At 73.4% G+C, this 21,828-nt stretch carries 22 protein-coding genes, 2 pseudogenes and 1 riboswitch; of the genes and pseudogenes, 4 read left to right on the top strand and 20 right to left on the bottom strand.

The genetic code is table 11. The annotated features are described in order from the left end of the window. The 7 genes and pseudogenes from ONA70_RS22380 to ONA70_RS22350 form a co-directional block, all read right to left on the bottom strand. A pseudogene (locus ONA70_RS22380) lies at window positions 1-72 on the bottom strand (50S ribosomal protein L20); the annotation flags it as partial. Window positions 73-104: 32 nt separating this feature from the next. Continuing rightward, complete coding sequence (gene rpmI / locus ONA70_RS22375) at window positions 105-299, bottom strand: 50S ribosomal protein L35 (protein WP_073835294.1); 195 nt, start codon at window positions 297-299, stop codon at window positions 105-107. 19 nt (window positions 300-318) lie between these two features. Then, on the bottom strand, window positions 319-945 hold the full coding sequence (gene infC / locus ONA70_RS22370) for a translation initiation factor IF-3 (RefSeq protein WP_265008430.1): 627 nt from the start codon (window positions 943-945) through the stop codon (window positions 319-321). Window positions 946-1,313: 368 nt separating this feature from the next. Beyond that, a complete protein-coding gene (locus ONA70_RS22365) occupies window positions 1,314-1,784 on the bottom strand; it encodes a PH domain-containing protein (protein ID WP_265008429.1) in 471 nt (156 codons plus the stop codon). Window positions 1,785-1,806: 22 nt separating this feature from the next. Next, on the bottom strand, window positions 1,807-2,769 hold the full coding sequence (locus ONA70_RS22360) for a DMT family transporter (protein WP_265008428.1): 963 nt from the start codon (window positions 2,767-2,769) through the stop codon (window positions 1,807-1,809). Further along, window positions 2,766-3,611: an ATP phosphoribosyltransferase gene (gene hisG / locus ONA70_RS22355; RefSeq protein ID WP_265008427.1), complete on the bottom strand. Its 846-nt coding sequence runs from the start codon at window positions 3,609-3,611 to the stop codon at window positions 2,766-2,768. Before hisG ends, ONA70_RS22360 begins: the two co-directional genes overlap by 4 nt. A 45-nt stretch (window positions 3,612-3,656) precedes the next feature. After that, on the bottom strand, window positions 3,657-3,920 hold the full coding sequence (locus tag ONA70_RS22350; protein WP_036375234.1) for a phosphoribosyl-ATP diphosphatase: 264 nt from the start codon (window positions 3,918-3,920) through the stop codon (window positions 3,657-3,659). A gap of 154 nt (window positions 3,921-4,074) precedes the next feature. Here ONA70_RS22350 and ONA70_RS22345 point away from each other — a divergent pair, with 154 nt between their 5' ends. From ONA70_RS22345 to ONA70_RS22335, 3 genes are read left to right on the top strand one after another with little or no spacing between them, the layout of a single operon-like run. Then, window positions 4,075-4,944, top strand: a complete 870-nt coding sequence (locus tag ONA70_RS22345; RefSeq protein WP_265008426.1) for an ABC transporter substrate-binding protein — start codon at window positions 4,075-4,077, stop codon at window positions 4,942-4,944. Then, the gene (locus ONA70_RS22340) at window positions 4,941-5,786 is read left to right on the top strand and encodes an amino acid ABC transporter permease (RefSeq protein ID WP_265008425.1); all 846 of its coding nucleotides are present in this window, start codon (window positions 4,941-4,943) and stop codon (window positions 5,784-5,786) included. The genes ONA70_RS22345 and ONA70_RS22340 overlap by 4 nt, the downstream gene beginning before the upstream one ends. A 1-nt stretch (window position 5,787) precedes the next feature. Continuing rightward, window positions 5,788-6,531, top strand: a complete 744-nt coding sequence (locus ONA70_RS22335) for an amino acid ABC transporter ATP-binding protein (protein ID WP_265008424.1) — start codon at window positions 5,788-5,790, stop codon at window positions 6,529-6,531. Between the two features lie 11 nt (window positions 6,532-6,542). Here the strand turns inward: ONA70_RS22335 and ribH are convergent, their stop codons facing one another. The 7 genes from ribH to rpe form a co-directional block, all read right to left on the bottom strand. Continuing rightward, window positions 6,543-7,040 carry a 6,7-dimethyl-8-ribityllumazine synthase gene (gene ribH, locus ONA70_RS22330; protein WP_265008423.1) on the bottom strand — a complete coding sequence of 166 codons (498 nt, stop codon included), beginning with the start codon at window positions 7,038-7,040 and terminating at the stop codon, window positions 6,543-6,545. 2 nt (window positions 7,041-7,042) lie between these two features. Further along, complete coding sequence (locus tag ONA70_RS22325) at window positions 7,043-8,308, bottom strand: bifunctional 3,4-dihydroxy-2-butanone-4-phosphate synthase/GTP cyclohydrolase II (RefSeq protein WP_265008422.1); 1,266 nt, start codon at window positions 8,306-8,308, stop codon at window positions 7,043-7,045. Continuing rightward, window positions 8,305-9,003: a nicotinamide riboside transporter PnuC gene (gene pnuC / locus ONA70_RS22320; RefSeq protein WP_265008421.1), complete on the bottom strand. Its 699-nt coding sequence runs from the start codon at window positions 9,001-9,003 to the stop codon at window positions 8,305-8,307. Before pnuC ends, ONA70_RS22325 begins: the two co-directional genes overlap by 4 nt. Beyond that, window positions 9,000-9,611 (bottom strand): riboflavin synthase, encoded by a 612-nt coding sequence (locus ONA70_RS22315; protein ID WP_265008420.1) that lies wholly within the window; start codon window positions 9,609-9,611, stop codon window positions 9,000-9,002. The genes pnuC and ONA70_RS22315 overlap by 4 nt, the downstream gene beginning before the upstream one ends. Before the next feature lies 1 nt (window position 9,612). Beyond that, entirely contained in the window at window positions 9,613-10,674 is a 1,062-nt protein-coding gene (ribD, locus tag ONA70_RS22310) for a bifunctional diaminohydroxyphosphoribosylaminopyrimidine deaminase/5-amino-6-(5-phosphoribosylamino)uracil reductase RibD (protein WP_265008419.1), read from the bottom strand. A gap of 167 nt (window positions 10,675-10,841) precedes the next feature. Then, a riboswitch (FMN riboswitch) is annotated at window positions 10,842-11,015 on the bottom strand. 81 nt (window positions 11,016-11,096) lie between these two features. Further along, complete coding sequence (locus tag ONA70_RS22305; protein ID WP_265008418.1) at window positions 11,097-12,053, bottom strand: GGDEF domain-containing response regulator; 957 nt, start codon at window positions 12,051-12,053, stop codon at window positions 11,097-11,099. A 1-nt stretch (window position 12,054) separates the two neighbouring features. Next, window positions 12,055-12,735, bottom strand: a complete 681-nt coding sequence (rpe, locus tag ONA70_RS22300; protein ID WP_265008417.1) for a ribulose-phosphate 3-epimerase — start codon at window positions 12,733-12,735, stop codon at window positions 12,055-12,057. A gap of 352 nt (window positions 12,736-13,087) precedes the next feature. Here rpe and ONA70_RS22295 point away from each other — a divergent pair, with 352 nt between their 5' ends. Continuing rightward, window positions 13,088-13,981 (top strand): septum formation family protein, encoded by an 894-nt coding sequence (locus tag ONA70_RS22295; RefSeq protein WP_265008432.1) that lies wholly within the window; start codon window positions 13,088-13,090, stop codon window positions 13,979-13,981. A 45-nt stretch (window positions 13,982-14,026) separates the two neighbouring features. Here the strand turns inward: ONA70_RS22295 and ONA70_RS22290 are convergent, their stop codons facing one another. The 6 genes and pseudogenes from ONA70_RS22290 to ONA70_RS22265 form a co-directional block, all read right to left on the bottom strand. Continuing rightward, window positions 14,027-15,763: a M28 family peptidase gene (locus tag ONA70_RS22290; protein ID WP_265008416.1), complete on the bottom strand. Its 1,737-nt coding sequence runs from the start codon at window positions 15,761-15,763 to the stop codon at window positions 14,027-14,029. Between the two features lie 284 nt (window positions 15,764-16,047). Further along, window positions 16,048-17,685, bottom strand: coding sequence for an RsmB/NOP family class I SAM-dependent RNA methyltransferase (locus ONA70_RS22285; protein ID WP_265008415.1), 1,638 nt, complete (start codon window positions 17,683-17,685; stop codon window positions 16,048-16,050). Beyond that, window positions 17,682-18,608 carry a methionyl-tRNA formyltransferase gene (fmt, locus tag ONA70_RS22280; protein ID WP_265008431.1) on the bottom strand — a complete coding sequence of 309 codons (927 nt, stop codon included), beginning with the start codon at window positions 18,606-18,608 and terminating at the stop codon, window positions 17,682-17,684. Before fmt ends, ONA70_RS22285 begins: the two co-directional genes overlap by 4 nt. 5 nt (window positions 18,609-18,613) lie before the next feature. Then, complete coding sequence (def, locus tag ONA70_RS22275; RefSeq protein ID WP_265008414.1) at window positions 18,614-19,174, bottom strand: peptide deformylase; 561 nt, start codon at window positions 19,172-19,174, stop codon at window positions 18,614-18,616. Between the two features lie 106 nt (window positions 19,175-19,280). Continuing rightward, window positions 19,281-20,345: pseudogene (locus ONA70_RS22270) on the bottom strand (cytochrome P450); the annotation flags it as partial. A gap of 84 nt (window positions 20,346-20,429) precedes the next feature. Beyond that, window positions 20,430-21,413: an AAA family ATPase gene (locus tag ONA70_RS22265; protein ID WP_265008413.1), complete on the bottom strand. Its 984-nt coding sequence runs from the start codon at window positions 21,411-21,413 to the stop codon at window positions 20,430-20,432. Between the last annotated feature and the right edge of the window lie 415 nt (window positions 21,414-21,828).

The raw sequence follows: 21,828 nt of genomic DNA, 5'->3' as shown, positions 1-21,828 counted from the left end.
GTAGCCGCTCGCGGTCTCCAGCAGGGTACGACGCTTCTTCTGGGCGTTCACAGCCCGCTTGACGCGTGCCATCTCAACTCCTTCTTCGGTTCAGGTGGCGCGCGTCAGCGGCCGAGCAGCTTCTTGATTCGCTTGACGTCGGCCTTGGCCAGCTCGACGGTGCCGGTCAGCCGGCGGGTCTGGGTGGAGGCCTTCTTCTCCAGGTTGTGGCGGAGGCCGGCCTGCTGGGCAACGATCTTGCCCTTGCCGGTCACCTTGACCCGCTTGCCCATACCCGTGTGGCTCTTCATCTTCGGCATGTGGAACGTCTCTCCCCTGTTACTGGCCGCTGGTCTCAGCGGTCGTGCCGGTCTCACCGGCTGCTGCGGTCTCGCCGGCCTCCGGGGCGCCTTCCGCGGCCCGTTCCCGGGATCCGCCCCGGGTGGCCGTCGCGGCGACCGCGGCGGCCTTGGTGGCGCGGTGCGGCGCGAGCACCATGATCATGTTGCGGCCGTCCTGCTTCGGCGCGGCCTCGACGTACCCCAGCTCCGAGATCTCGGACTCGAGCCGGCGCAGGAGCCGGTAACCCAGCTCCGGGCGGCTCTGCTCGCGACCGCGGAACATGATCGTCACCTTGACCTTGTCGCCGGCCTTGAGGAACCGCACCACGTGACCCTTCTTGGTCTCGTAGTCGTGCGGGTCGATCTTCGGCCGGAGCTTCATCTCCTTGATGACGGTCTGCTGCTGGTTACGCCGCGCTTCGCGCGCCTTCAGTGCGCTCTCGTACTTGAACTTGCCGAAGTCCATGAGCTTGCACACCGGCGGGCGCGCCATCGGCGCAACCTCGACCAGGTCCAGGTCGACGTCCGCGGCCAGCTGAAGGGCGCGCTCCAGCGGGACGATGCCCACCTGCTCACCTTCAGGGCCGACCAGTCGGACCTCACGTGCCCGGATCTGCTCGTTCACGCGTGGTTCGACGCTGATGGGGCCTCCTCGAGTCGAGTCTCCTACGGTGCCGACTCCGTGGGCTCCCGGGCGGGAGCCGACCCGGAAAGCAGAAGGCCCCGGCGCATGCCAGGGCCCGCTCGACCGGTCGGCACGATCCAATGATCGCGCATCCGGAACCGGGACGTGCCCGGAACCGGGGACCGGACCCGGCCACCTTCGGGGGCGACTCGGGTGGGAGCAGGCGCTCCGCTTCAGGACCACCGCGCGTCAGCGACGGGGCAGTCTGGTCGACTCAGCAACACTACACCCCTGCCCCACCCACCCCCAAACCGGGCCGGGCCGCACGCCCGAAGATCAGCGCAGGACTTGGGCGGGGCGCAGGTGGGTCAGTGGGGGGCGGGGTCGGCGGCCAGCGAGGCGAGGTGGGCCTGGTGCAGGCGGCGCAGGGCGCGGACGGCCTCCACCGCGTGCTCCTTGTCGGCGGCCTGGAGGGCGACCATCGGCAGCAGATCGTCGTCGTGCAGCTCCAGGCTGGCCCACGGGGCGCCCCGGTCGAACCGGACCCCACGGATGACCTCCCAGGGCAGCTGGTACGAGCCGATCACGTTGCGGACCTGGACGCCCCGCGCGTCGGCCTTCACCCGGGGACGGGTGAAGAGCAGGATGCCGAGGGCGCCGAAGACGCCCAGCCCGACCATGGCGAGCTGGTCGCCGCGCTGGAAGGTGCCGTACCCGTCGCCGGTGGATCCGGTCAGCGAGGTGGCCACCGCGCTGAACACCACCAGCAGGGCGACGGCCGACACCCAGCAGACCAGCCGGAGCCGGCGCGGTCGCACGGTCACCACGGAATCGCTCACGCCGCCGCCCTCCTTCGCTCACTCACCCGACCAGTCTGCCATCCGGCTCGGGTTCGGGTTCCGTCGCCACACGGACCGGCACCCGTCGGCGTACCCCGGCCACCAGCACCGCCAGCACGGTCAGCGCCGCGCCGGCCAGCACCGGCAGCCGGACCCCGGCGCCGCCGGGCAGCACCGTGTCCAGCAGCAGCGCCCCGGTGAGCTGCCCGGCGACCAGCGCCAGGCCGGTCCGCAGCACCCCGGCGGCGCGGACGCCGATCAGCAGCGAGAGCACGATCACCACCCCGAGCAGGCCACCGCCGTACAGCCACCACTGCCCGGGCCAGCGGGGCCAGGCGGCAAACGCCCCGACCAGCGCGGCCACCGCGAGGATGGGCGGGGTGCTGACGGCGAAGTTGACCGCCATCCCGGCGGCGGTGGTGCCGGCCGCGGAGACCCGGCCGTTGAGCGCGGACTGCAGGGCCACCGCCAGGCCGCCGGCGACCGCCACCAGGACCGGCCCGACCGCCAGGCCGCCGACCGGCCGACCCAGTTGGGCGAGGGTCACCGCAACCACGCCGAGCAGCGCCCCGGCGACCCGGGGACCGGTGAGCGCCAGCCGGCCGGTCGGGGCCAACCCGGCCCGGTCCACGGCCAGCCCGCCCAGGCTGCCCCCGGCGACCTGGGCGATGGTGAACACGGCCACCCCGAGCACCGGTACGACGTACGTGCCGATCACCACGATCGCCGCGCCGCCCAGCCCGCCCAGGTAGGACCACCAGGGCAGGGCGGACCGGCGCAGCGTGGCCAGCCCGGCCCGCATCGAGGGCAGCACCAGCAGCCCGACCAGGATCAGCAGGCTGCCGCCGAGGTTGTTGACCACCGCGCCGAGCACCGGGTCGCCGGCCCGCTCGCCCAGCTCCGAGTTGACCAGGCCCTGCGCGGCCGAGGCCGCCCCGCCCAGGACGACCACGGACAGGGCGGCCGGGACCGGCAGCGGCCTCACAGCCGGCAGGCGTGGATGTTGGTGACCAGGATGGCCCGGGCGCCGAGCTCGTAGAGCTCGTCCATGATCCGGTGCACGTCGTCGCGCAGGACCATCGCCTGCACCGCGACCCAGCCCTCCCGGTGCAGTGGGGAGACGGTCGGCGACTCGATGCCGGGGGTGAGCGAGCTGGCCCGGTCCAGCAGGCCGGCCGGTACGTCGTAGGCGAGCATCACGTAGCGGCGGGCGACCAGCACGCCGTGCAGCCGGCGCAGCAACTGCTCCTGCTGGGCGGAGCCGGACGCGCCGACCCGGCGGACCAGCACCGCCGAGGAGCGCAGCAGCGGCTCGCCGAAGACCACCAGGCCGGCCTGGCGCAGCGTGGCGCCGGTCTCCACCACGTCGGCGACCACGTCCGCCACGCCGAGGCGGATGGCGTTCTCCACGGCGCCGTCCAGGCGGATCACGTCGGCCTTGACGCCGAGCTCGGCCAGGTGCCGCTCGACCAGCCCGGGGTACGCGGTGGCGATCCGGTGCCCGCCGAGCTGCTGGACGGAGTCGACGTCGTCGGGGCGGGCGGCGAAGCGGAAGGTGGCCCGGCCGAAGTTCAGGTCGACGATCTCCTCGGCCGGGGCGCCGGAGTCGACCAGCAGGTCCCGGCCGGTGATGCCGACGTCGAGGTCACCGGAGCCGACGTAGGTGGCGATGTCCTTGGGGCGGAGGTAGAAGAACTCGATGTCGTTGGGCTCGTCCCGGCAGACCAGGTCCTTCGGGTCGGTGCGCTGGCGGTATCCCGCCTCGCGCAGCATCTGGGCGGCCGACTCGGCCAGCGCCCCCTTGTTGGGTACGGCGACACGCAGCATTGGAGTGCTCCTTCGATCGATCAGATGATCAGCGGACGGCGGCACTCACAGATGTCGGTAGACGTCCTTCAGCTCGAGACCGGTGGCGAGCATCAGCACCTGGGCCTGGTAGAGCAGCTGCGAGATCTCCTCGGCAGCGCGCTCCGGGCCCTCGTGCTCGGCGGCCATCCACGACTCGGCCGCCTCCTCGACCACCTTCTTGCCGATGAAGTGCACCCCCTTCTCGAGCGCGGCGACCGTGCCCGAGCCCGGGGTGCCGGCGGCGGCCTTGGCCTGCAGCTCGGCGAACAACTCCTCGAACGTCTTCACGGCAGGCGATTCTTCCAGCCGCACCCGGTGACCACGCGCGCCGGGTCCGGCTCGTCATCCTCGCCACGGCCGGGGCAGCCCACCGGTGTCGATTCCTACCTGACTGGTGGGACAGGCGTCGGCAGGATTCGGGGAACTCTCTACGCTGTCGGCCATGGCCCGCAGCTCACGCCCCATCGCGCTCACCCTCGCCGTCGTCGCCGCCGTCGCGGCGGCCGGCTGCGCCCCGCAGGACGACCCGACGACCAGCGCCGCCTCCCCCACCGCCACCGCGTCCTGCGCCAAGGCGAACCTGCCGACCCGCACCCCGGGGAAACTCACCGTCGCCACCGACGAGCCGGCGTACGAGCCGTGGTTCCGTGGCAACAAGCCGGACAGCGGCGAGGGCTACGAGGCCGCCGTCGCGTACGCGGTCGCCGAGAAGCTCGGGTACGCCCGCGCGGACGTCACCTGGACCCGGGTCAAGTTCGACACCGCCATCGCGCCCGGCCCGAAGAACTTCGACTTCGACATCAACCAGTTCTCGATCACCGAGGAACGCAAGAAGGCGGTCGACTTCTCCGCGCCGTACTACCTCGTCCGGCAGACGGTGATCGCGCTCAAGTCCTCGAAGATCGCCGGGAAGAAGTCGCTGGCCGACCTGAAGGACGCGACCCTCGGCGCGCAGGTCGGCACCACCAGCTACCAGGCGATCACCGACGTGATCAAGCCGACCCGCGCGCCCCGGGTCTACAACAGCAACGACGACGCCAAGAAGGCGCTGCAGAACGGCCAGCTCGACGGGCTGGTCGTGGACCTGCCGACCGCCTTCTACATCACCGGCGCGGAGCTCACCGACGCCACCATCGTCGGCCAGGTGCCGCAGGTGGGCGCGCCGGAGGCGTTCGGCCTGCTGCTGGACAAGAACTCGCCGCTCACCGGCTGCGTCAACGCGGCCGTTGGTCAGCTCGACGAGGCCGGCACGCTCAAGCAGCTGGAGCAGAAGTGGCTCGCCCAGGTGGCCGGGGCACCTGAGCTGACGTGAGCCTGCTCGAACACACCCCCTCGGCGGCTCAGCGGCGGCGGGCGGAGTACCGCCGCCGGCAGACCGTACGCAGCGTGCTGGTCGCCGCCGCATCCACGGCGGTGCTCGGCACGCTGCTGGTCCTCGCCGTCACCGGCGCGCCCGGCTGGGACCGGGTCCGGGAGTCGTTCCTGGACCCGGCGGTCGCCCGGGACGCCCTGCCGGCGGTGCTCACCGGGCTGTGGCTCAACGTGCGGCTGCTGGTCTGCTGCGCCGTCGGCGCGCTGCTGCTCGGGCTGCTGATCGCGCTGCTGCGGACCCTGCGCGGCCCGGTCTTCTTCCCGGTACGGGCGCTCGCCGCCGGCTACACGTACACCTTCCGCGGCCTGCCGCTGATCATCGTGCTCTACGTGCTCACCCTCGGCGTGCCCGGGCTGCGGTTGCGCGGGATGCCGCCGGTGCTGGTGCTGGGCGCGCTCGCGCTGGTGCTCACCTACGGCGGCTACCTGGCGGAGGTGTTCCGGGCCGGCATCGAGTCGGTCCACCCGAGCCAGCTCGCCGCCGCCCGGTCGTTGGGGTTGACCTACCGGCAGACCATGCGGCACGTGGTGCTGCCGCAGGCCGTGCGGCGGGTCGCCCCGCCCCTGCTCAACGACGTGGTGGCGTTGCAGAAGGACGTCGGGCTGGTCTCGCTGGCCGGCCCGATCGACGCGGTCCGCGCCGCCCAGATCGCCACCGCGGAGACCTTCAACTACACCCCCTACATCCTGGCCGGGGCGCTGTTCGTGCTCCTCGCCATCCCGCTCATCGCGGTCACCGACTGGGTGACGCTGCGGGCGGCCCGACGCCAGTCCGGAGGTTGAGATGCCCGTGCTGACCTGCCGTGGGCTGCGCAAGGAGTTCGGCGACCACGTGGTGCTCGACGGGCTCGACCTCACCGTCGACGAGCACCAGGTGGTCGCCCTGATCGGGGCGTCCGGCTCGGGCAAGTCGACCCTGCTGCGCTGCGTCAACCTGCTGGAGGAGCTGGACGACGGGGTCATCGAGCTGGACGGGGCGGAGATCTCCGATCCCCGGGTGAATCCTGACCTGGTCCGCCGCCGGATCGGGATGGTGTTCCAGTCGTACAACCTCTTCCCGCACCTGACCGTGCTGGAGAACGTCACCCTCGCCCCGCGCCGGGTGCACCGCCGGGCCCGGGCCGAAGCCGAGGCCCAGGCCCGGGAACTGCTCGACCGGGTCGGGTTGGGGGCGAAGGCGGACGCCTACCCGGACCGGCTCTCCGGCGGGCAGCAGCAGCGGGTCGCGATCGTCCGGGCGCTGGCCAACTCGCCCCGGCTGATGCTGTTGGACGAGGTCACCTCCGCGCTGGACCCGGAGTTGGTCGGCGAGGTGCTGGCGATGATCCGCGACCTCAAGGCGGACGGGATGACCATGGTGCTCGCCACCCACGAGATGGGCTTCGCCCGCGAGGTCGCCGACCAGGTCTGTTTCCTCGACGGGGGGCGGGTGGTGGAGGCCGGCCCGCCCGCGCAGGTGCTCGGCGAGCCGACCCAGCCGCGCACCCGGCAGTTCCTGCGCCGGATCATCGAGGCCGGCCGGCTCTGACCCCGCCGGTGTCAGGCGAAGCCGACCCGACGGCCGTTGGTGGCGTCCAGGCCACGGATGGCCAGCGCGGCGTCGAGCGCCGCGACGGTGGCGGCCCAACCCTTGTCCTCCGCCGAGCCGGGCAGGCCGGCCCGGTCGCGGGCCTGCTCGATGGTGTCCACGGTGAGCACCCCGTGCGCCACCGGCTTGCCCTCGTCCAGCGCGACCCGGGTCAGCCCCTCGGTCACCGACTGGCAGACGTAGTCGAAGTGGGCCGTGGCACCCCGGACCACCACGCCGAGCGCCACCACCACGTCGTACCGGCGGGCCATCGCCTGGGCCACCACGGGCAGCTCCACCGAGCCGGCCACCCGGGCCACCACGGACCGTGCGCCGCACGCCTCGGCGGCGGCCACCGCCCGCTCCACCATGTGGTCGGTGAGGTCGCCGTGCCAGCGCGCGGCCACGATGCCGACGGTCAGCCCGTCGGCGTCCACCACGGTGACGCCCGGTTCCCCGAAACCCGCCATGCCTACGCTCCGATCTCGTCGCCGGCGACCGGGCGGCCCATCGGCGCCTCGGTCACCTCGTCCAGCCCCTCCAGGAGGTGGCCCATCCGGTCCCGCTTGGTCCGCAGGTAACGCACGTTCTCCGGGTTCGACCGGATGGGCAGCCCCTCGCGGCCACTCACCGTGAGGCCGTACCCCTCCAGGCCGGCCCGCTTGGCCGGGTTGTTGGTCAGCAGCCGCATCGAGCGGACGCCGAGGTCGTAGAGGATCTGCGCGCCGGTGCCGTAGTCGCGGGCGTCGGCGGGCAGCCCCAGGTCGAGGTTCGCGTCCACGGTGTCCCGGCCCTGGTCCTGCAGCTGGTACGCCTGGAGCTTGTGCAGCAGCCCGATGCCGCGCCCCTCGTGCCCGCGCACGTAGAGCACCACCCCGCGCCCCTCCTGGCCGACCCGGGCCAGGGCGGCCTGCAGTTGCGGGCCGCAGTCGCAGCGCAGCGAGCCGAAGACGTCCCCGGTGAGGCACTCGGAGTGCACCCGGACCAGCACGTCCCGCCCGTCGCCGAGGTCCCCCATGACCAGCGCCACGTGCTCGGCCGAGTCGAAGTCGCTGCGGTAGCCGAGCGCCCGGAACACCCCGTACGGGGTGGGCATCCGCGCGTCGGCGACCTGCTCCACCTGCTTCTCGGTGCGCCGCCGGTACGCGATCAGGTCGGCGATGGTGATCAGGGTCAGCCCGTGCTCGGCGCAGAACTTCTCCAGGTCGGGCAGGCGCATCATGGTGCCGTCGTCGTTGACCAGCTCGCAGAGCACGCCGGCGGGGCGCAGCCCGGCCAGCCGGGTCAGGTCGACGGCCGCCTCGGTGTGCCCGGGCCGGCGCAGCACCCCGCCCTCCCGGGCGCGTAGCGGCACCACGTGCCCGGGGCGGGCCAGGTCGGTCGGGTCGGTGGCCGCGTCGGCGAGCAGCCGGATGGTGTGCGACCGGTCGGCCGCCGAGATGCCGGTGCTGATCCCCTCCCGGGCGTCCACGGTCACCGTGTACGCGGTGCCCCGCCGGTCCTGGTTGGTGTGGTGCATGGGCGGCAGGTCCAGCCGGTCGCACTCGCTCTCGGTGAGCGGCACGCAGATGTAGCCGGAGGTGTACCGGACCATGAACGCGACCAGCTCCGGGGTGGCCAGCTCGGCCGCGAAGATCAGGTCGCCCTCGTTCTCCCGGTCCTCGTCGTCGACCACGACGACGGGCCGGCCGGCGGCGATGTCCGCCACCGCCTGCTCGATAGAGCCAAAGGTGCTCATGCCACGGCCTCCGAGTACGTCGGCGGGATCGGGGTGCGGGCGGGCGGGGTGGTCCGGGAGGTGCGCCACCAGGCGGCCAGGCCGGCCAGGCACAGCCCGCCGTAGACCAGGTACATGGCGGCCGACGGGTAGAAGCCGCCCTGCAGCAGCAGCGGCACCCCGACCGCGTCCACCGCGACCCAGATCAGCCAGAACTCCACCCAGCCGCGGGCCATGCCGTACGTGGCGAGCAGGCTGCCGATCAGGATCCAGGCGTCCGGCAGCGGCCCCCAGGAGCCGAGCGCGGCCAGCACCGGGTAGGCGGCGGCGGTGCCGGCCACGGCGGCGGCGAGCAGGCCGAGCCGCTCCCGCCAGGTGGCCCAGCGCGGGATGACCGCCGGCTGCTCCCCGCCGCCGGCCTGGCGGTTGCGCGACCAGCGCCACCAGCCGTACGCGCTGACCGCGAAGAAGAAGACCTGCCGGCCGGCCTGGCCGTAGAGGTCGTGCGCCTGCGGGGTGGCGAACACCCCGCCGAGGAAGACGGTGAACAGCAGCGCGTTGCCGATCATGCCGACCGGCCAGGCCCAGACCAGCCGGCGCAGCCCGAACAGCGCGGAGCCGAGCCCGAAGACGTTGCCGACGATCTCCCGGACCAGCACCGGCGAGCCGGCGACGTGGACCTGGGCGTCGAGCAGCCAGCCGAGCGGGCCGCTCACCGGGCACCTCCGGCGAGCCGGTCGCCGAGCAGCCGCTCGACGTACTTGGCCAGCACGTCCACCTCGAGGTTGACCGGGTCCCCGACGCCCTTGGCGCCGAGGGTGGTGAGCTTGAGGGTGGTCGGGATCAGCCCGACGGCGAACCAGTCGTCGCCGACCTCGGCGACGGTCAGCGAGACGCCGTCGACGGTGATCGAGCCCTTCTCCACCACGTACCGGGCGAGCCCGGTGGGCAGCCGGAAGCGGACCGTCTCCCACTGCGCGGCCGGCTCCCGGGCGACGATCTCGCCGACCCCGTCGACGTGGCCCTGGACGAGGTGCCCGCCGAGCCGGCTGTTCAGCGCGGCGGCGCGTTCCAGGTTGACCGGGTCTCCCGGGCGCAGCGCGCCGAGCGCGGTGCGGCGCAGGGTCTCCCCCATCACGTCGGCGGTGAAGACACCGCCGTCGACGTCGACCACGGTCAGGCAGACCCCGTTGACCGCGATGGAGTCACCGTGCCGGGCGTCGGAGGTGACCAGCGGGCCGCGGATCGCGACCAGCGCGGAGTCGCCTCCGGTCTCGGTGGTCCGGACGACCTCGCCCAACTCCTCGACGATGCCGGTGAACATGTCAGGCCTCCCTCTTTCGGGGCAGCGCGGTGATCCGCAGGTCGGGACCGACCTGCGTAACGTCGGTGAGCTCCAGGTCGATGGCGTCGGCGATGGTCTTCACGCCCGCGTCGAGCAGCGCGGTGGGCCCGGCGCCGAGCAGCTTCGGCGCGACGTACCCGACGACCTTGTCGACCAGGCCGGCGGCGAGGAACGCGCCGGCCAGCCGGGGACCGCCCTCCAGCAGGGCGGCCCGGACGCCGCGGTGGTGCAGCTCCGCGAGCAGCGCCGGCAGGTCGACCCGGCCGTCCGGGCCGGCGCCGACCTCCGCGGCGGTGGCGATCCAGGTCCGGGCGGCGCCGTCGCGGACCCGGGCCTCGGCCGGGGTACGCCCCGAGCTGTCCACCACCACGCGCAGCGGCTGCCGGATGGCCAGGGTGCCGTCGCGCAGGTTGCGGGCGGTGAGCCGGGGGTCGTCGGCGAGCACGGTGCCCACCCCGGCGATCACCGCGTCGACCGTGCCGCGCAGGGCGTGCACGTCGATCCGGGCCGCCTCGGAGGTGATCCACATGCTGCTGCCGTCGGCGGCGGCCGAGCGCCCGTCGAGGGTGGCCGCGTACTTCCAGATCACGTACGGCCAGCCCCGGCGCATCGAGGTGAGCCAGGCGATGTTGCCGGCCTCGGCCTCGTCGGCGCGTACCCCCATCTCGACCTCGATTCCGGCGGCGCGCAGGGTGGCCGCGCCGCCGGAGGCGACCGGGTTGGGGTCCGGGACGGCGACCACGACGCGGGCGACCCCGGCCGCGATGAGCGCGTGGCTGCACGGGCCGGTACGGCCGGTGTGGTCGCAGGGTTCCAGGGTGACCACGGCGGTGCCGCCCCGGGCCCGTTTGCCGGCCTGGGCGAGGGCGACGATCTCGGCGTGCGGGCCGCCGGCGTACGCGTGGAATCCCTCCCCGACGATCTCGCCGTCCGGATCGAGGAGCACGCAGCCGACCACCGGGTTGGGGCTGGTGGTGCCGAGGCCGCGGGCGGCCAGCGTGATCGCGCGACGCATCGCCTCGTCGATGGAGACGCTCGCCATCGCCTGCCCCTGCCCTCTCGCTCGCCGGTCGCGCGCGGCGGGGTCGGGAACGGCGGCACGGATGCCGCGGACAGGCGGCGGCGGAGATCCCGAGGACGGCGGAGCCGACCCCGGAGAGCCCGGGCGGCAGCCGACAACGCGGCGGCCGGCAGGGGCCTCCCCGTCCCGCGCGCTGTCTCCCATCCGGACTGTCTGGAGGGCGGACGAACCGCTCCCCAACCGTCGGCCCCGGATTCTCACCAGGTCCACCGTCCGGCCGAAGCCGTCCGGGTCGCGGGCTTACCACGGTCGGACCGTGGATCACCGCCGGTTCGGAATTTCACCGAGCCCCGCCAGCGCGTGGTGGGTACACGGGAAGTCTTACACGTTATGGCGGGGGTGGCGCCACAGAGGCGAGGTACCTCACAGGAAGAACAGGGGTGTCACGGGACGCCCCTACGCCGGTCGACCGCGACGTACGACCCGGGTTGGCTCTTGGCGACCGTTTTCATCTCCGACGCCACCGCGATCGCCTCGAGGGGGTCGGTGAACCGCTTGCTGGCGTCGGAGAGGGAGACCCCGATGGAGAGGGTGACCAGGGCGGCCCGCCGGATGTTGCCGCGCCGGTCCTTCAGCTCGACGAAGCCGCGCTCCCGGTCGGTCGGGTCGTAGAGGGCATCGGCGGCCTTCTCGAAGTCGACCACGGCCCGGCTGGTCAGCGGCCGGATCTGGGCGGGTGCGCAGACGATGACGAAGTCGTCGCCGCCGACGTGGCCGAGGAAGGCCGGCGGCAGCCCGATCGAGACGACCGCCCGGTGCAGGCTGCGGGCCAGGGCGGAGATGAACTCGTCGCCGCGGACGAAGCCGTACCGGTCGTTGACGCTCTTGAACCGGTCGATGTCGATGTAGCCGACGGCGTAGTCGGTGCCGTTGCGGACCCGGTCGCTGATCTCCCGGCGGATCCGGCTGTTGCCGGGGAGGCCGGTCAGCGGGGAGACCTCCCGGAACTCTTTGTTGCGCCGCAGCGTGGAGCTGACCCGGGCGACCAGTTCGGCGGTGTCGAAGGGCTTGACCAGGTAGTCGTCCGCGCCGGCGGCGAGGCCGTTGACCTTGTCCACGGTCATGCCCTTGGCGGTCAGCATGATCACCGGCAGGGCCGAGGTCATCGGGTCGGCGCGCAGCCGGCGGGTCAGCTCCAGACCGTCGATCCGGGGCATCATCAGGTCCACCACGGCCAGGTCCGGCCGCTGCCGCTCGATGACCTCCAGGGCCTCCTGGCCGTCGCCGGCGTGCAGCACCTCGAAGCCGTGCAACCGCAGGTTGAACTCGACGAATCGGGCGATGTCCGCGTCGTCGTCGACGACCAGGATGACGTCGGGTCGATCGCCGGCCGGGTCCACGTCAGGCCCCGGTAGTCGCGCGTTCCGCCAGCCCGCGCAACCGGCGTACCGCCTCGGCGGGGTCGTCGGCGCCGTAGACCGCGGTGCCCGCGACGAACGCGTCGGCGCCGGCCGCGGCGGCCTGCTCGATGGTGTCGGCGGCGATCCCGCCGTCGACCTCGATGCGCAGCTCCAGGTGGCCGGCGGAGGCGTGCCGGCGGGCGGCGCGCACCTTGTCGAGCAGTTGCGGGATGAACCGCTGGCCGCCGAAGCCGGCCTTGATCGTCATGATCAGCAGCGTGTCGAAGCTGGGCAGCAGCTCCAGGTACGGCTCGATCGGGGTGTCCCGGTCGATGGCCAGCCCCGCCTTGGCGCCGGCCGAGCGCAGGTCCTTGGCCAGCGCCACCGGATCGTCGCAGGCCTCGGCGTGGAACGTGACGTTGTACGCCCCGGCGTCGGCGTACCCGGGCGCCCAGCGGCGCGGGTCCTCGATCATGAGATGCACGTCGAAGGGAAGCTCGGTCGCCGCCCGCAGGCTCTGCACCACCGGCAGCCCGATGGTCAGGTTCGGCACGAAGTGGTTGTCCATGACGTCCACGTGCAACCAGTCGGCGGCGTGCTCGACGGCGCGGACCTCGTCGGCGAGGCGGGCGAAATCGGCGGCCAGGATGCTGGGGGCGATGATCGGCGGCGGTACGGTCACCGGGCCAGTGTACGAATGCGGTCATCCGCCGCTCACAGCGCGGCACCGACGGAGACTCCTGGTGATCCGGACGTGACACCGGGTGCGCAATGAGCCCGTCCGGAGCGGTTCGGCGGAACGAGAGGCCAGGCGTGACTGGCCGAATGGCGGAAAGATGGCGAAACTCCAACCGGGACGGTCACGTTCCGCACGCCGTGCCGGCCCGGAGGGACTACCCGTCATCTGAGCCCCCGGTACCGTATGCTCCACCGCCGTGGCGGTCGATCGTTCCGGATCGCCGCGCGGTAACGCCGAGCGGGAATGGTCGACGCCGCCAGGCCGGCGCGACCACGACGACGGGGAGGTCGGTGCGATGCGGCGATGGTGGACGGCGGCCGCCGTGAGCGTGACGGCGGGCCTGGCGCTCGCGGGCTGCGGCGCCCCGGGCGGGGTGGACCGGGACCTGGCCGACGACTGGCGCGCGTTGCCGGCCGCCAAGGCCTTCGTGCCGGAGGTCGGTGCCTGCCACTCCAGCATCCAGGACGTCGGCTACCTGAGCGGCTACAACCCGGTCGACTGCGCCGTCTCGCACCGGGCCGAGACCCTGTACGTGGGCACCCTGACCGGCCCGGACGCCGAGCGGTCCACGCCGCCGCGCCCGGGGTCGAACGGGGTGCGCACCGCCCGGACGCAGTGCGACCAGCAGGTCACCAAGGCCGTCGGGGCGGACTGGCACAGCGGCCGGCTGCTGCTCTCCGTCGTGTTCCCCTCGGCGCCCGGTTGGAAGGGCGGGGCCCGCTGGTTCCGCTGCGACGTCGCCGAGGTGGCCAGCCTCGACGACGGCAGCGTCACCGCGCGCACCGGCACCCTGCGGGGCACGCTCAAGCCGGGCTCCCCGCTGGCGTACGGGTGCTTCAACCCGAAGCTGGTCAAGGACGAGATCGACGAGATGCGGGCGGTCGCCTGCACCGCGAAGCACCGCGCGGAGTTCGTCGGGGTCTACCAGTTCCCCGACGTCCCGTACGCGGAGTTCAACCGCTCCGCGCAGCGCGCGCACAAGGCGTGCCGCAGCCTGGTCGCCAAGTACGTCAAGGTGCCGGACAACAGCGACATGCAGTACCGGGCCGGCACCATCATCTACCACCCCTACGGCGAGGAGGAGTGGAAGGACGGCAACCGGGGCGTGCAGTGCTTCCTGTGGTTGTCGGACCGGACGCTGACCCGCTCGCTCAAGGGCGCCGGCAGCAAGGCGCTGCCGATCCGGTGAGCGGGGCGGGCCGGGCCGGCGCCCGCCCCGCCCCGGCCGGACCGCCTAGCCGACCTGCAGCGTCACGTCGTCGATGACGAAGCTGGTCTGCAGGGAGACGTCCTCGACGCCGGTCCACTTCAGCGTCACCGTCTGGCCGGCGTACCCGGCGAGGTTGAAGGTGCGCTGGGTGTAGCCGGTGGCCTTGTTCAGGTTCGAGTACGTCGCCAGCGTGGTGCTGCCGACCTGCACGGTCAGCTTGTCGTAGGCGGTCGTGGTGGTGGTCTCGGCGCTGTCGATGTGCAGCCAGAACGCGAGGGTGTAGCTGCTGCACCCGGTCGGGAGGGTCACCGACTGGGACAGGGTGTCGGTGTGCGAGGTGCCGTACCCGTCCAGCCAGGCCTTGTACGATCCGGTCCGGGCCGCCTGGCCGGTCGAGCTGGTGATCACACCGGAGGTGGCGGTCCACGGGGTGGTGCCCGACTCGAAGCTGCTGTTGCCGATGAGCTGGCCGCCCGCGCAGCCGCCGGTGCCGGTCACGGTGAGGCTGTAGGTGGCGGTGTGGGTGACCGAGCCGGTGCCGGTGACCGTGATGGTGTAGCTGCCGGGGGCGGCCGTCGACGAGGCGTTGACCGTCATGGTGGCCGAGCCGCCCGAGGTCACCGAGGACGGGCTGAAGCTCACCGTCACCCCGCTCGGGGCGCCCGACGCGGACAGGCTGACCGTCTGGGCGCTGCCGCTGGTGGTGGCGGTGCTGACGGTGGCGGTGGTGGAGCCGCCCTGGGGGACGCTGCCGGAGGTCGGGCTCACCGCGACGGAGAAGTCGTTGGTCGGCGTGCCGGTGCCGACCGCGAGCTGCCAGATCGTGTACGCCACGCCGTCGGCGCTGCGGTTGAGGATGGTCGCATTGATGTTGCTGGTGGTGTCGCAGGCCTTGTGGTAGCAGGAGTCGTACGCCGCCCCGGCGGTGCCGCCCCACTTGGTGGCCTGGGCCGCCGTCTTGGTGTAGCTGGCGCCGGCCGCGTACCCGGAGGTCTGGATGCCGGCGTTGGCGAACGAGTAGTCGTCGCTGCGGCCCTGCCCCTCGGTGTTCTCCTCCGGCTGCAGGCCGAACGAGTCCCAGTACGCCTTCAGCGGGGCGGCCGTGGTGGAGGTGACCCGGTTGATGAAGTAGCCACCGTTGGGCGAGCCCACCATGTCGAAGTTGTAGTACGCCTTGATGTAGCTCTTCTGCGTCGCGGTGAGCTGGCTGACGTAGTGCTTCGAGCCCTGCAGGCCCTGCTCCTCGCCGTTCCACCAGGCGAACCGGACCCGCTTCGTCATGGACGGGTTCTGCTGCGCCAGCACCAGGGCGTTCTCCAGCAGGGTGGCCGAGCCGGAGCCGTTGTCGTTGATGCCCGGGCCGGCGGAGACGCTGTCCAGGTGGGCGCCGAACATGATGACCTGGTCGGCGGGGCCCTGCGGCCACTCGGCGATCAGGTTGCTCGCCGGGTAGGTACAGGTGGTGCAGTTCTGCTCGGTGACCGTGTAGCCGACGGCCTGGAGCTTGGCCTTCACGTACGCCACCGAGGCGGTGTAGCCGGCCGAGCCGGCCCGGCGGGTGCCGCCGTTGTTGGTGGCGATGGTGTTGAGCTGGGTCAGGTGGGCCTGGACGTTGGTGATCGAGATGTCCGGTGCCGCGGCGGCGGCCAGGGCGGGTGCCGCGGCCGCCGGGGCGGCGGAGGCGGAGGTCCCGGCCAGGGTCGCCGTCATCGCGGCGAACAGGGCGAGCGCGAGGCCCGCGGTCGGGGTGGCACGTCTCATGGCGACTCCTCGTGGAGGTCGGCGGGGCGTACGGGCGGGGTGGAGCGTGACCCGTGGGCTCCGGTGGGCGCCCCGGGTCGACGGACCGGTGATCGGAACAGTTACATGTATCGATCAGAGAGTCAACGGGGTGTCACATCCCGCCTGAACACTCCCCCCGCCGGGATGACCCACCACGGCAGCCGGCTGCCGCCGTGCCCCGCCGGTCGATCAAGGAGTTCGCGTCGCCGAGAGCCGCGGCGGTCTCCGGACGCAAACTCCTTGATCAACCCGCCAAACGGGGGTCAGGCTCTGCGGAGGACGGCCAGGAACATGGCGTCGGTGCCGTGGCGGTGTGGCCAGAGCTGCACCGTGGGGCCGTCTCCGAGGCCCGGCATGCCGGGCGGCAGCAGCGGTCGGGCGTCGACGAAGTCGACCGGGAAGCCGCAGCGGCGGGACGCCTCGGTCACCGTCACGTGGGTCTCCACCGTGTGCGGCGAGCAGGTCACGTACGCGACCAGCCCGCCCGGCCGCACCGCGCGCAGCGCCGCGGTGAGCAGTTCCCGCTGCAACCGGGTCAGCGGCGGCAGGTCCGCCGGCTGGCGCCGCCAGCGCGACTCCGGCCGGCGGCGCAGCGAGCCCAGCCCGGTGCACGGGGCGTCGACCAGCACCCGGTCGAAGTGCCCCTCGGGCAGCTTCGGGTCGGCGCCGACGGTGCGCCCGTCGGTGTTGAGCACGCTCACCGGCAGCCCGCGGGTGGCCTGGGCGACCAGCCGGGCCCGGTGCTCGGCCACCTCGACGGCGGTGAGCCGGGCGCCGCGCTGCGCGGCGAGGGCGCCGAGCAGGCCGGCCTTGCCGCCCGGCCCGGCGCACAGGTCCAGCCAACGGCCGTCGGGGCCGTCCAGCGGGGCGACGGCCAGGGCGTTCGCCACCAACTGGGAACCCTCGTCCTGGACGTGGGCGCGCCCCTCGGCCACCGCCGGCAGCTCGCCCGGTGCGCCGCCGGACAGGTAGACCGCGTACGGAGAGAAGGCGCCGGGCGCCCCGCCGACCTCGTCGGCCAGCGCCACCGGGTCGGCCAGGCCCGGCCGGGCGCACAGGTGCACCGGGGGGCGCTCGTTGTCCTCGATCAACAGCCGGGTGGTCTCGCCCAGGTCGCCGCCGAGCGCCTCCATGAAGGCCCGCACGATCCACTGCGGATGGCTGTACGCCAGCGCCAGGTGCCCGATCGGGTCGGTCTCCAGCGACGGGGCGAGCCTCGCCACCCAGCCGTCGGCGTCCCGGGTGGCCACCTCGCGCAGCACCGCGTTGGCGAAGCCGGTGGCGCCCGGTCCGACGGCCCGGACCAGGTCCACGGTGGACGAGACTGCCGCGTGCGCCGGCACCCGGGTGTGCAGCAGCTGGTAGGCCCCGAGCCGCAGCGCGTCCCGCACCGGCGGGTCGATCCGCTGCACGTCCCGCCCGGCCGCGTCGGTGATGATCGCGTCCAGGGTGCCGGTGCGCCGCAGCGTGCCGTAGGTCAGCTCGGTGGCGAAGGCAGCGTCCCGGCCGGTCAGCCCCTCCTCGCGCAGCAGCGCGGGCAGCACCAGGTTGGCGTACGCGTCGTCCCGGTGCACCGCGGCGATCGCCTGGTACGCCACGTGCCGGGGCAGGTCGACGGCGGGGCGTGCCGGGCGACGGCCGCCGCGCCGGTCGCCGGCGAAGCGCCCCTCGCGGGCCGCCCCTTCGGCCCGCCGGCCGGGGCGCTCACCACGCTGCCCGCCGGTCGGCCGACCGCCCTCGCGGAACCGGTCGCCGGCGCCGGACCGCCCGCCACCGGCGTACCGCTGGCCCCCGCGCTCGGCGTCCGGGCGGCCGCCGCGGTCGTCGGACGGGCGCGCCGACCCGCCGCGCGGGCGGTCGGCGGGGAAACCGTCGCCCCGGGGCTCGGACGGCCCCGTCACGCGAGCACCTCGCCGGCGGAGACCCGGGCGCCGCGCGCCCAGTCGCTCGCCGACATGGCCTTCTTGCCGGCCGCCCGCACCTCGCCGAGCTGCACCGGCCCGGTGGCCGTACCGGCCAGCACCCGGGACTTCTCGACCAGCAGCTCGCCCGGTTTCAGCTCCGGGCCGTTCGCCACCGGGCTGACCGGGCCGAGCTTCACCCGGTCGCCGCGGAAGGTGGTCCACGGGCCGGGGGCCGGCGTGCAGGCGCGGATCCGCCGGTCGACCGCGAACGCCGGATCGGTCCAGCGGACCCGGGCGTCCTCGACGGTCAGCTTCGGCGCGAGGGTCACCCCGTCGGCGGGCTGCGGCTCGGCCCGGGCGGTGCCCGCCGCGAGGGCGTCCAACACGGCCACCAGCAGGCCGGCACCGGCGTGGGCGAGCCGCTCCAGCAGGTCGCCGGAGGTGTCGGTGGGTCGGATCTCGTCGGTCACCGTGCCGTACACCGGGCCGGTGTCCAGCCCCGCCTCCAGCTGGAACACGCTGGCGCCGGTGAGCTGGTCGCCGTGCAGCACGGCGTGCTGGACCGGTGCCGCGCCACGCCACGCGGGCAGCAGGGAGAAGTGCAGGTTGATCCAGCCGTACCGGGGGATCTCGAGCGCCACCGGCGGCACCAGCGCGCCGTACGCGACCACCGGAACGCAGTCCGGGGCCAGCTCGCGGAGCCGGTCCAGGAACTCCGGCTCGCGCGGCTTCGCCGGCGTGAGCACCTCGACGCCGTGCGCGTCGGCCCAGGCGCCGACGGGCGAGCGGACCAGGCCCCGGCCCCGCCCGGCGGGGGCGTCGGGTCGGGTGACCACGGCCAGCAGCTCGTGGCCGGACGCGGCAATGGCGTCCAGGGCGGGCACGGCGACCGCCGGGGTGCCGGCGAAGACCAGGCGCATCCGGGTCACCGCCCCAGGCCGAACGGGTTGCCGGCGGCGTGCGGGCTGACCTTGACCGTCGGCGGGGTGGCCGGGTCGTACCACTCGGCCTGGCGGATCGCCTTCATGGCCGCCTTGCGGCCGGCCGCGTCGAGCCGGTCGACGAAGAGCACCCCGTCGAGGTGGTCGGTCTCGTGCTGGACGCAGCGGGCCATCAGGCCGGTGCCGACGATCTGCAGCGGGTCCCCGTAGCCGTTGAAGCCCTTGGCGACGACGTTCTGCCGGCGCTTGGTGTCGAAATAGAGCCCGGGAATGGACAGGCACCCCTCCGGGCCGTCCTGCTCCTCCTCGTCCGGGAACTCCAGCACCGGGTTGACCAGATGCCCGAGGACGTCGTCGACGTCGAAGGTGAACACCCGCAGGCCCACCCCGAGCTGCGGCGCGGCCAGGCCGGCCCCGCTCTGCTCGCGCATCGTGTCGGTCAGGTCGGCGATCAGCTTGCGCAGCTCGGCGTCGAAGTCGACGACCGGATCGGCCGGCGTGCGCAGCACCGGATCCCCGAACAGACGGATGGGCTGGACGGTCACGCGGGGTGGCTCCTTCAACTGGGACGAGTGGTGCCGTACCAGTCTACGGAGTGGCCCGCGCCGTCCCGGCCGGCGTACCGCGATCGGTGACCGGCGACGCGTCGTCACCGAAGGAGAGCGGGTGGACCTGCGGGCGCCACGGGTCGAAGCGCTCCGGCTCCGGGTAGCGGCGGGGGTCCCGGTTCGCCGCGCCGAGCAGCACGATCGTCCAGCTCCCGGCGGGCAGGTCGACGTCGCCGTGCCGGGCCGGGGCGGTGCTCATCCGGGAGGTGAGCTGCACCGGGGAGTCGTACCGGAGCAGCTCCTCGACGCAACCGGGGGCGAACTCGGGATCGTCGCGCAGCGCCGCCGCCGCGCGGGGATGGTCCAGCAGCACGACCAGGCCGTTGCCGAGCAGGTTGGTGGTGGTCTCGAAGCCGGCCACCAGCAGCACGATCAGGTTGGCCAGCAACTCGTCGCCGGAGAGCCGCTCGCCGGAGGCCGAATTATGGCCGTCGCCGTCGTGCGCCTGCACCAGCGCCGTGGTCAGGTCGCCGGCCGGAGCCCGCCGGCGGGCCGCGACCAGTTCGGCGAAGTAGTCGCGCAGCTCGGTCGCGCCCCGGTCGGCCACCGCCAGCTCCTCGGGGGTGGTCTCCGGCTCCAGGATCCCGGTGAGGTCGGTGGCCCAGCGCCGGAAGAGCGGCCGGTCGGCCGCCGGCACCCCGAGCAGCGCGCAGATCACCCCCACCGGCAGCGGATACCCGAACTCGGCCTGGAAGTCGACCACCGCCCCGTCCCGGCCCCGGGCCAGCATCCCGTCGATCAGCTCGTCGGCCTGCGCGAGGACCACATCCCGCATGGCGGCGATCCGGCGCGGGGTGAAGGCGCCGGCCGCCAGCCGCCGCATCCGGCTGTGGTCGGGCGGGTTGGTACGCAGCATCGACCGGGAGATAGACAGCGCGGCCGGGCTCTCCCGCCAGCCGGGCAGGAACTGGTCGCGCAGGTCGTCGTCCATCACCCCGAACCGGGCGTCGCGGAGGATCGCGTCGGCCTCGGCGTACCCGGTGACCAGGTAGAAGGCCGGCCCGGCCGAGACGACCGGCCCGTGGGCCCGCAACTGCTCGTACGTCGGGTACGGGTCGACCCGACCCGCGGGGGACATCAGCAGTTCGAGGGCGTCGGCAGGATCCACGGTCGGCCTCCCCAGCGATCGGAGACCTTCATCATGCTCCGGTACGCCCGGTCCGGCGATCCCGCGCCCCGCGCGGGCGGTGACTCAGGCGCCGGTGCCCGGCTCCCCGGCCAGCACCGCGTCCCCGCCGAACAGGGCGTGCTCGGGCAACGAGAGCCGGGTGCCGTGCGCCGCCTCCCAGTCGTGGATCAGGCTGGGGCGGGTCTGGGCGGTGAAGTAGTCGATCGCGCTCATCCCGCCGACCACCGGCTCGTCCACCTCGGCGACCAGCCGGGCCGGCACCAGCGAGAAGCCGCTCTGCAGGGCGGCGCTGAGCCGGCGGTGCCCGTCGACCGCGAAGAAGTACTCGCCCGTGTAGCCGATGGTCAACGGCGCCAGGGCCTCGTCGCCGGCGTCGGCCACGCCGCCGACGAACTCGGACTCCCAGAGCCCGCGCAGGACGGCGACGTCCTCGGTCGGGTAGACCCGGGCGGGGTCGAGCAGCAGCAGCGGCCGGCCGTCACGCAGCACGTCCGCCCCGAGCCGGCCCTCGTACACGTCGATGACGTGCTGGATCACCTGCTCCGGGGTGGCCCGGGTGGTGTCGCAGATCAGGTCGTAGTTGCGCAGCCGGGCCTTGTCGACGCCGTACCGCACGATGAACCGGCCACGCTCGCTCTCGCTGCGCTCCCTGAGCTTGGCCTTCGCCTCCTCGACCGAGGTGTAGCTCTCCGCGGGGCCGGACGGCCGTGCCAGCACCCGGCGAGCCGCCTCGGTCGGCTCGGTGATCATGTGCACCTTGAGCGCGTCGGTGAAGAAGTGCCAGGCCAGCCGGGAGTCCATCACCAGCCGCTCACCGGAGGCGGCGATGTCCCGCTGGAGCTGGTCGACGTAGCCGTCGACGGCCTGGTCCAGCTCGGCGTGCAGGTTCAGCTGGAGGGCGGTCATCTGCCGCTCCTCGGCCATCTGCCGGTAGAGGTCGCCGACGCTGACCCGGCGCATGTTCAGCCGCTTGGCGATCTCGACGGAGACGGTGCTCTTGCCGCTGCCGAGGTCACCGTTGAAGACGATCGACTGACGAACGGTCACGACTGGTCCACCCCTGCTCACCGGCTGATTGACATCATCGATTTGGCCTCGGCTCCCCGCGCTGCCGTCGGTGCGCGCGACCCTCCGACAACTCCAGCTCGGCGCGTCTGACGCCGCGCCGCGACCTGGAGCCGTCGTCCGCCAACTCCAGCTCGGCGCGTCTGACGCCGCGCCGCGACCTGGAGCCGTCGTCCGCCCGGGCATGACGGGAAAGGCTATCACGCGCTGTTTACCGATTTGCCGCACGAGGTGTGCGACAAACCCCTGGTCACCAACCGTCGGCGACGATCCGGGCGCGGCACGTCAGCCCGCGGACGGGGTCAGAACAGGGCCAGCGGATCGACCTGGAGCCGGACCGGGTCGGCGGCCTTGCGGGCACTGCGCTGCCCGGCGGCGGTGTGCAGCGCCTGCGCGA

The sequence above is a fragment of the Micromonospora yasonensis genome (genome assembly GCF_026013475.1).
Taxonomy (GTDB): Bacteria; Actinomycetota; Actinomycetes; order Mycobacteriales; family Micromonosporaceae; genus Micromonospora; species Micromonospora yasonensis.
The sequence above is the reverse complement of the archived record's forward strand: the minus strand, read 5'-3'. Positions and strand labels throughout refer to the sequence as shown.

Excerpts from the sequence above, each read along its gene's own strand:
- ONA70_RS22335 (WP_265008424.1), top strand. The coding sequence starts at position 5,788 with ATGCCCGTGCTGACCTGCCGTGGGCTGCGCAAGGAGTTCGGCGACCAC.
- ribD (WP_265008419.1), bottom strand. The coding sequence starts at position 10,674 with ATGGCGAGCGTCTCCATCGACGAGGCGATGCGTCGCGCGATCACGCTG.
- ONA70_RS22345 (WP_265008426.1), top strand. The coding sequence starts at position 4,075 with ATGGCCCGCAGCTCACGCCCCATCGCGCTCACCCTCGCCGTCGTCGCC.
- hisG (WP_265008427.1), bottom strand. The coding sequence starts at position 3,611 with ATGCTGCGTGTCGCCGTACCCAACAAGGGGGCGCTGGCCGAGTCGGCC.
- ONA70_RS22290 (WP_265008416.1), bottom strand. The coding sequence starts at position 15,763 with ATGAGACGTGCCACCCCGACCGCGGGCCTCGCGCTCGCCCTGTTCGCC.
- ONA70_RS22295 (WP_265008432.1), top strand. The coding sequence starts at position 13,088 with ATGCGGCGATGGTGGACGGCGGCCGCCGTGAGCGTGACGGCGGGCCTG.
- ribH (WP_265008423.1), bottom strand. The coding sequence starts at position 7,040 with ATGGCGGGTTTCGGGGAACCGGGCGTCACCGTGGTGGACGCCGACGGG.
- rpmI (WP_073835294.1), bottom strand. The coding sequence starts at position 299 with ATGCCGAAGATGAAGAGCCACACGGGTATGGGCAAGCGGGTCAAGGTG.
- ONA70_RS22315 (WP_265008420.1), bottom strand. The coding sequence starts at position 9,611 with ATGTTCACCGGCATCGTCGAGGAGTTGGGCGAGGTCGTCCGGACCACC.
- fmt (WP_265008431.1), bottom strand. The coding sequence starts at position 18,608 with ATGCGCCTGGTCTTCGCCGGCACCCCGGCGGTCGCCGTGCCCGCCCTG.
- ONA70_RS22325 (WP_265008422.1), bottom strand. The coding sequence starts at position 8,308 with ATGAGCACCTTTGGCTCTATCGAGCAGGCGGTGGCGGACATCGCCGCC.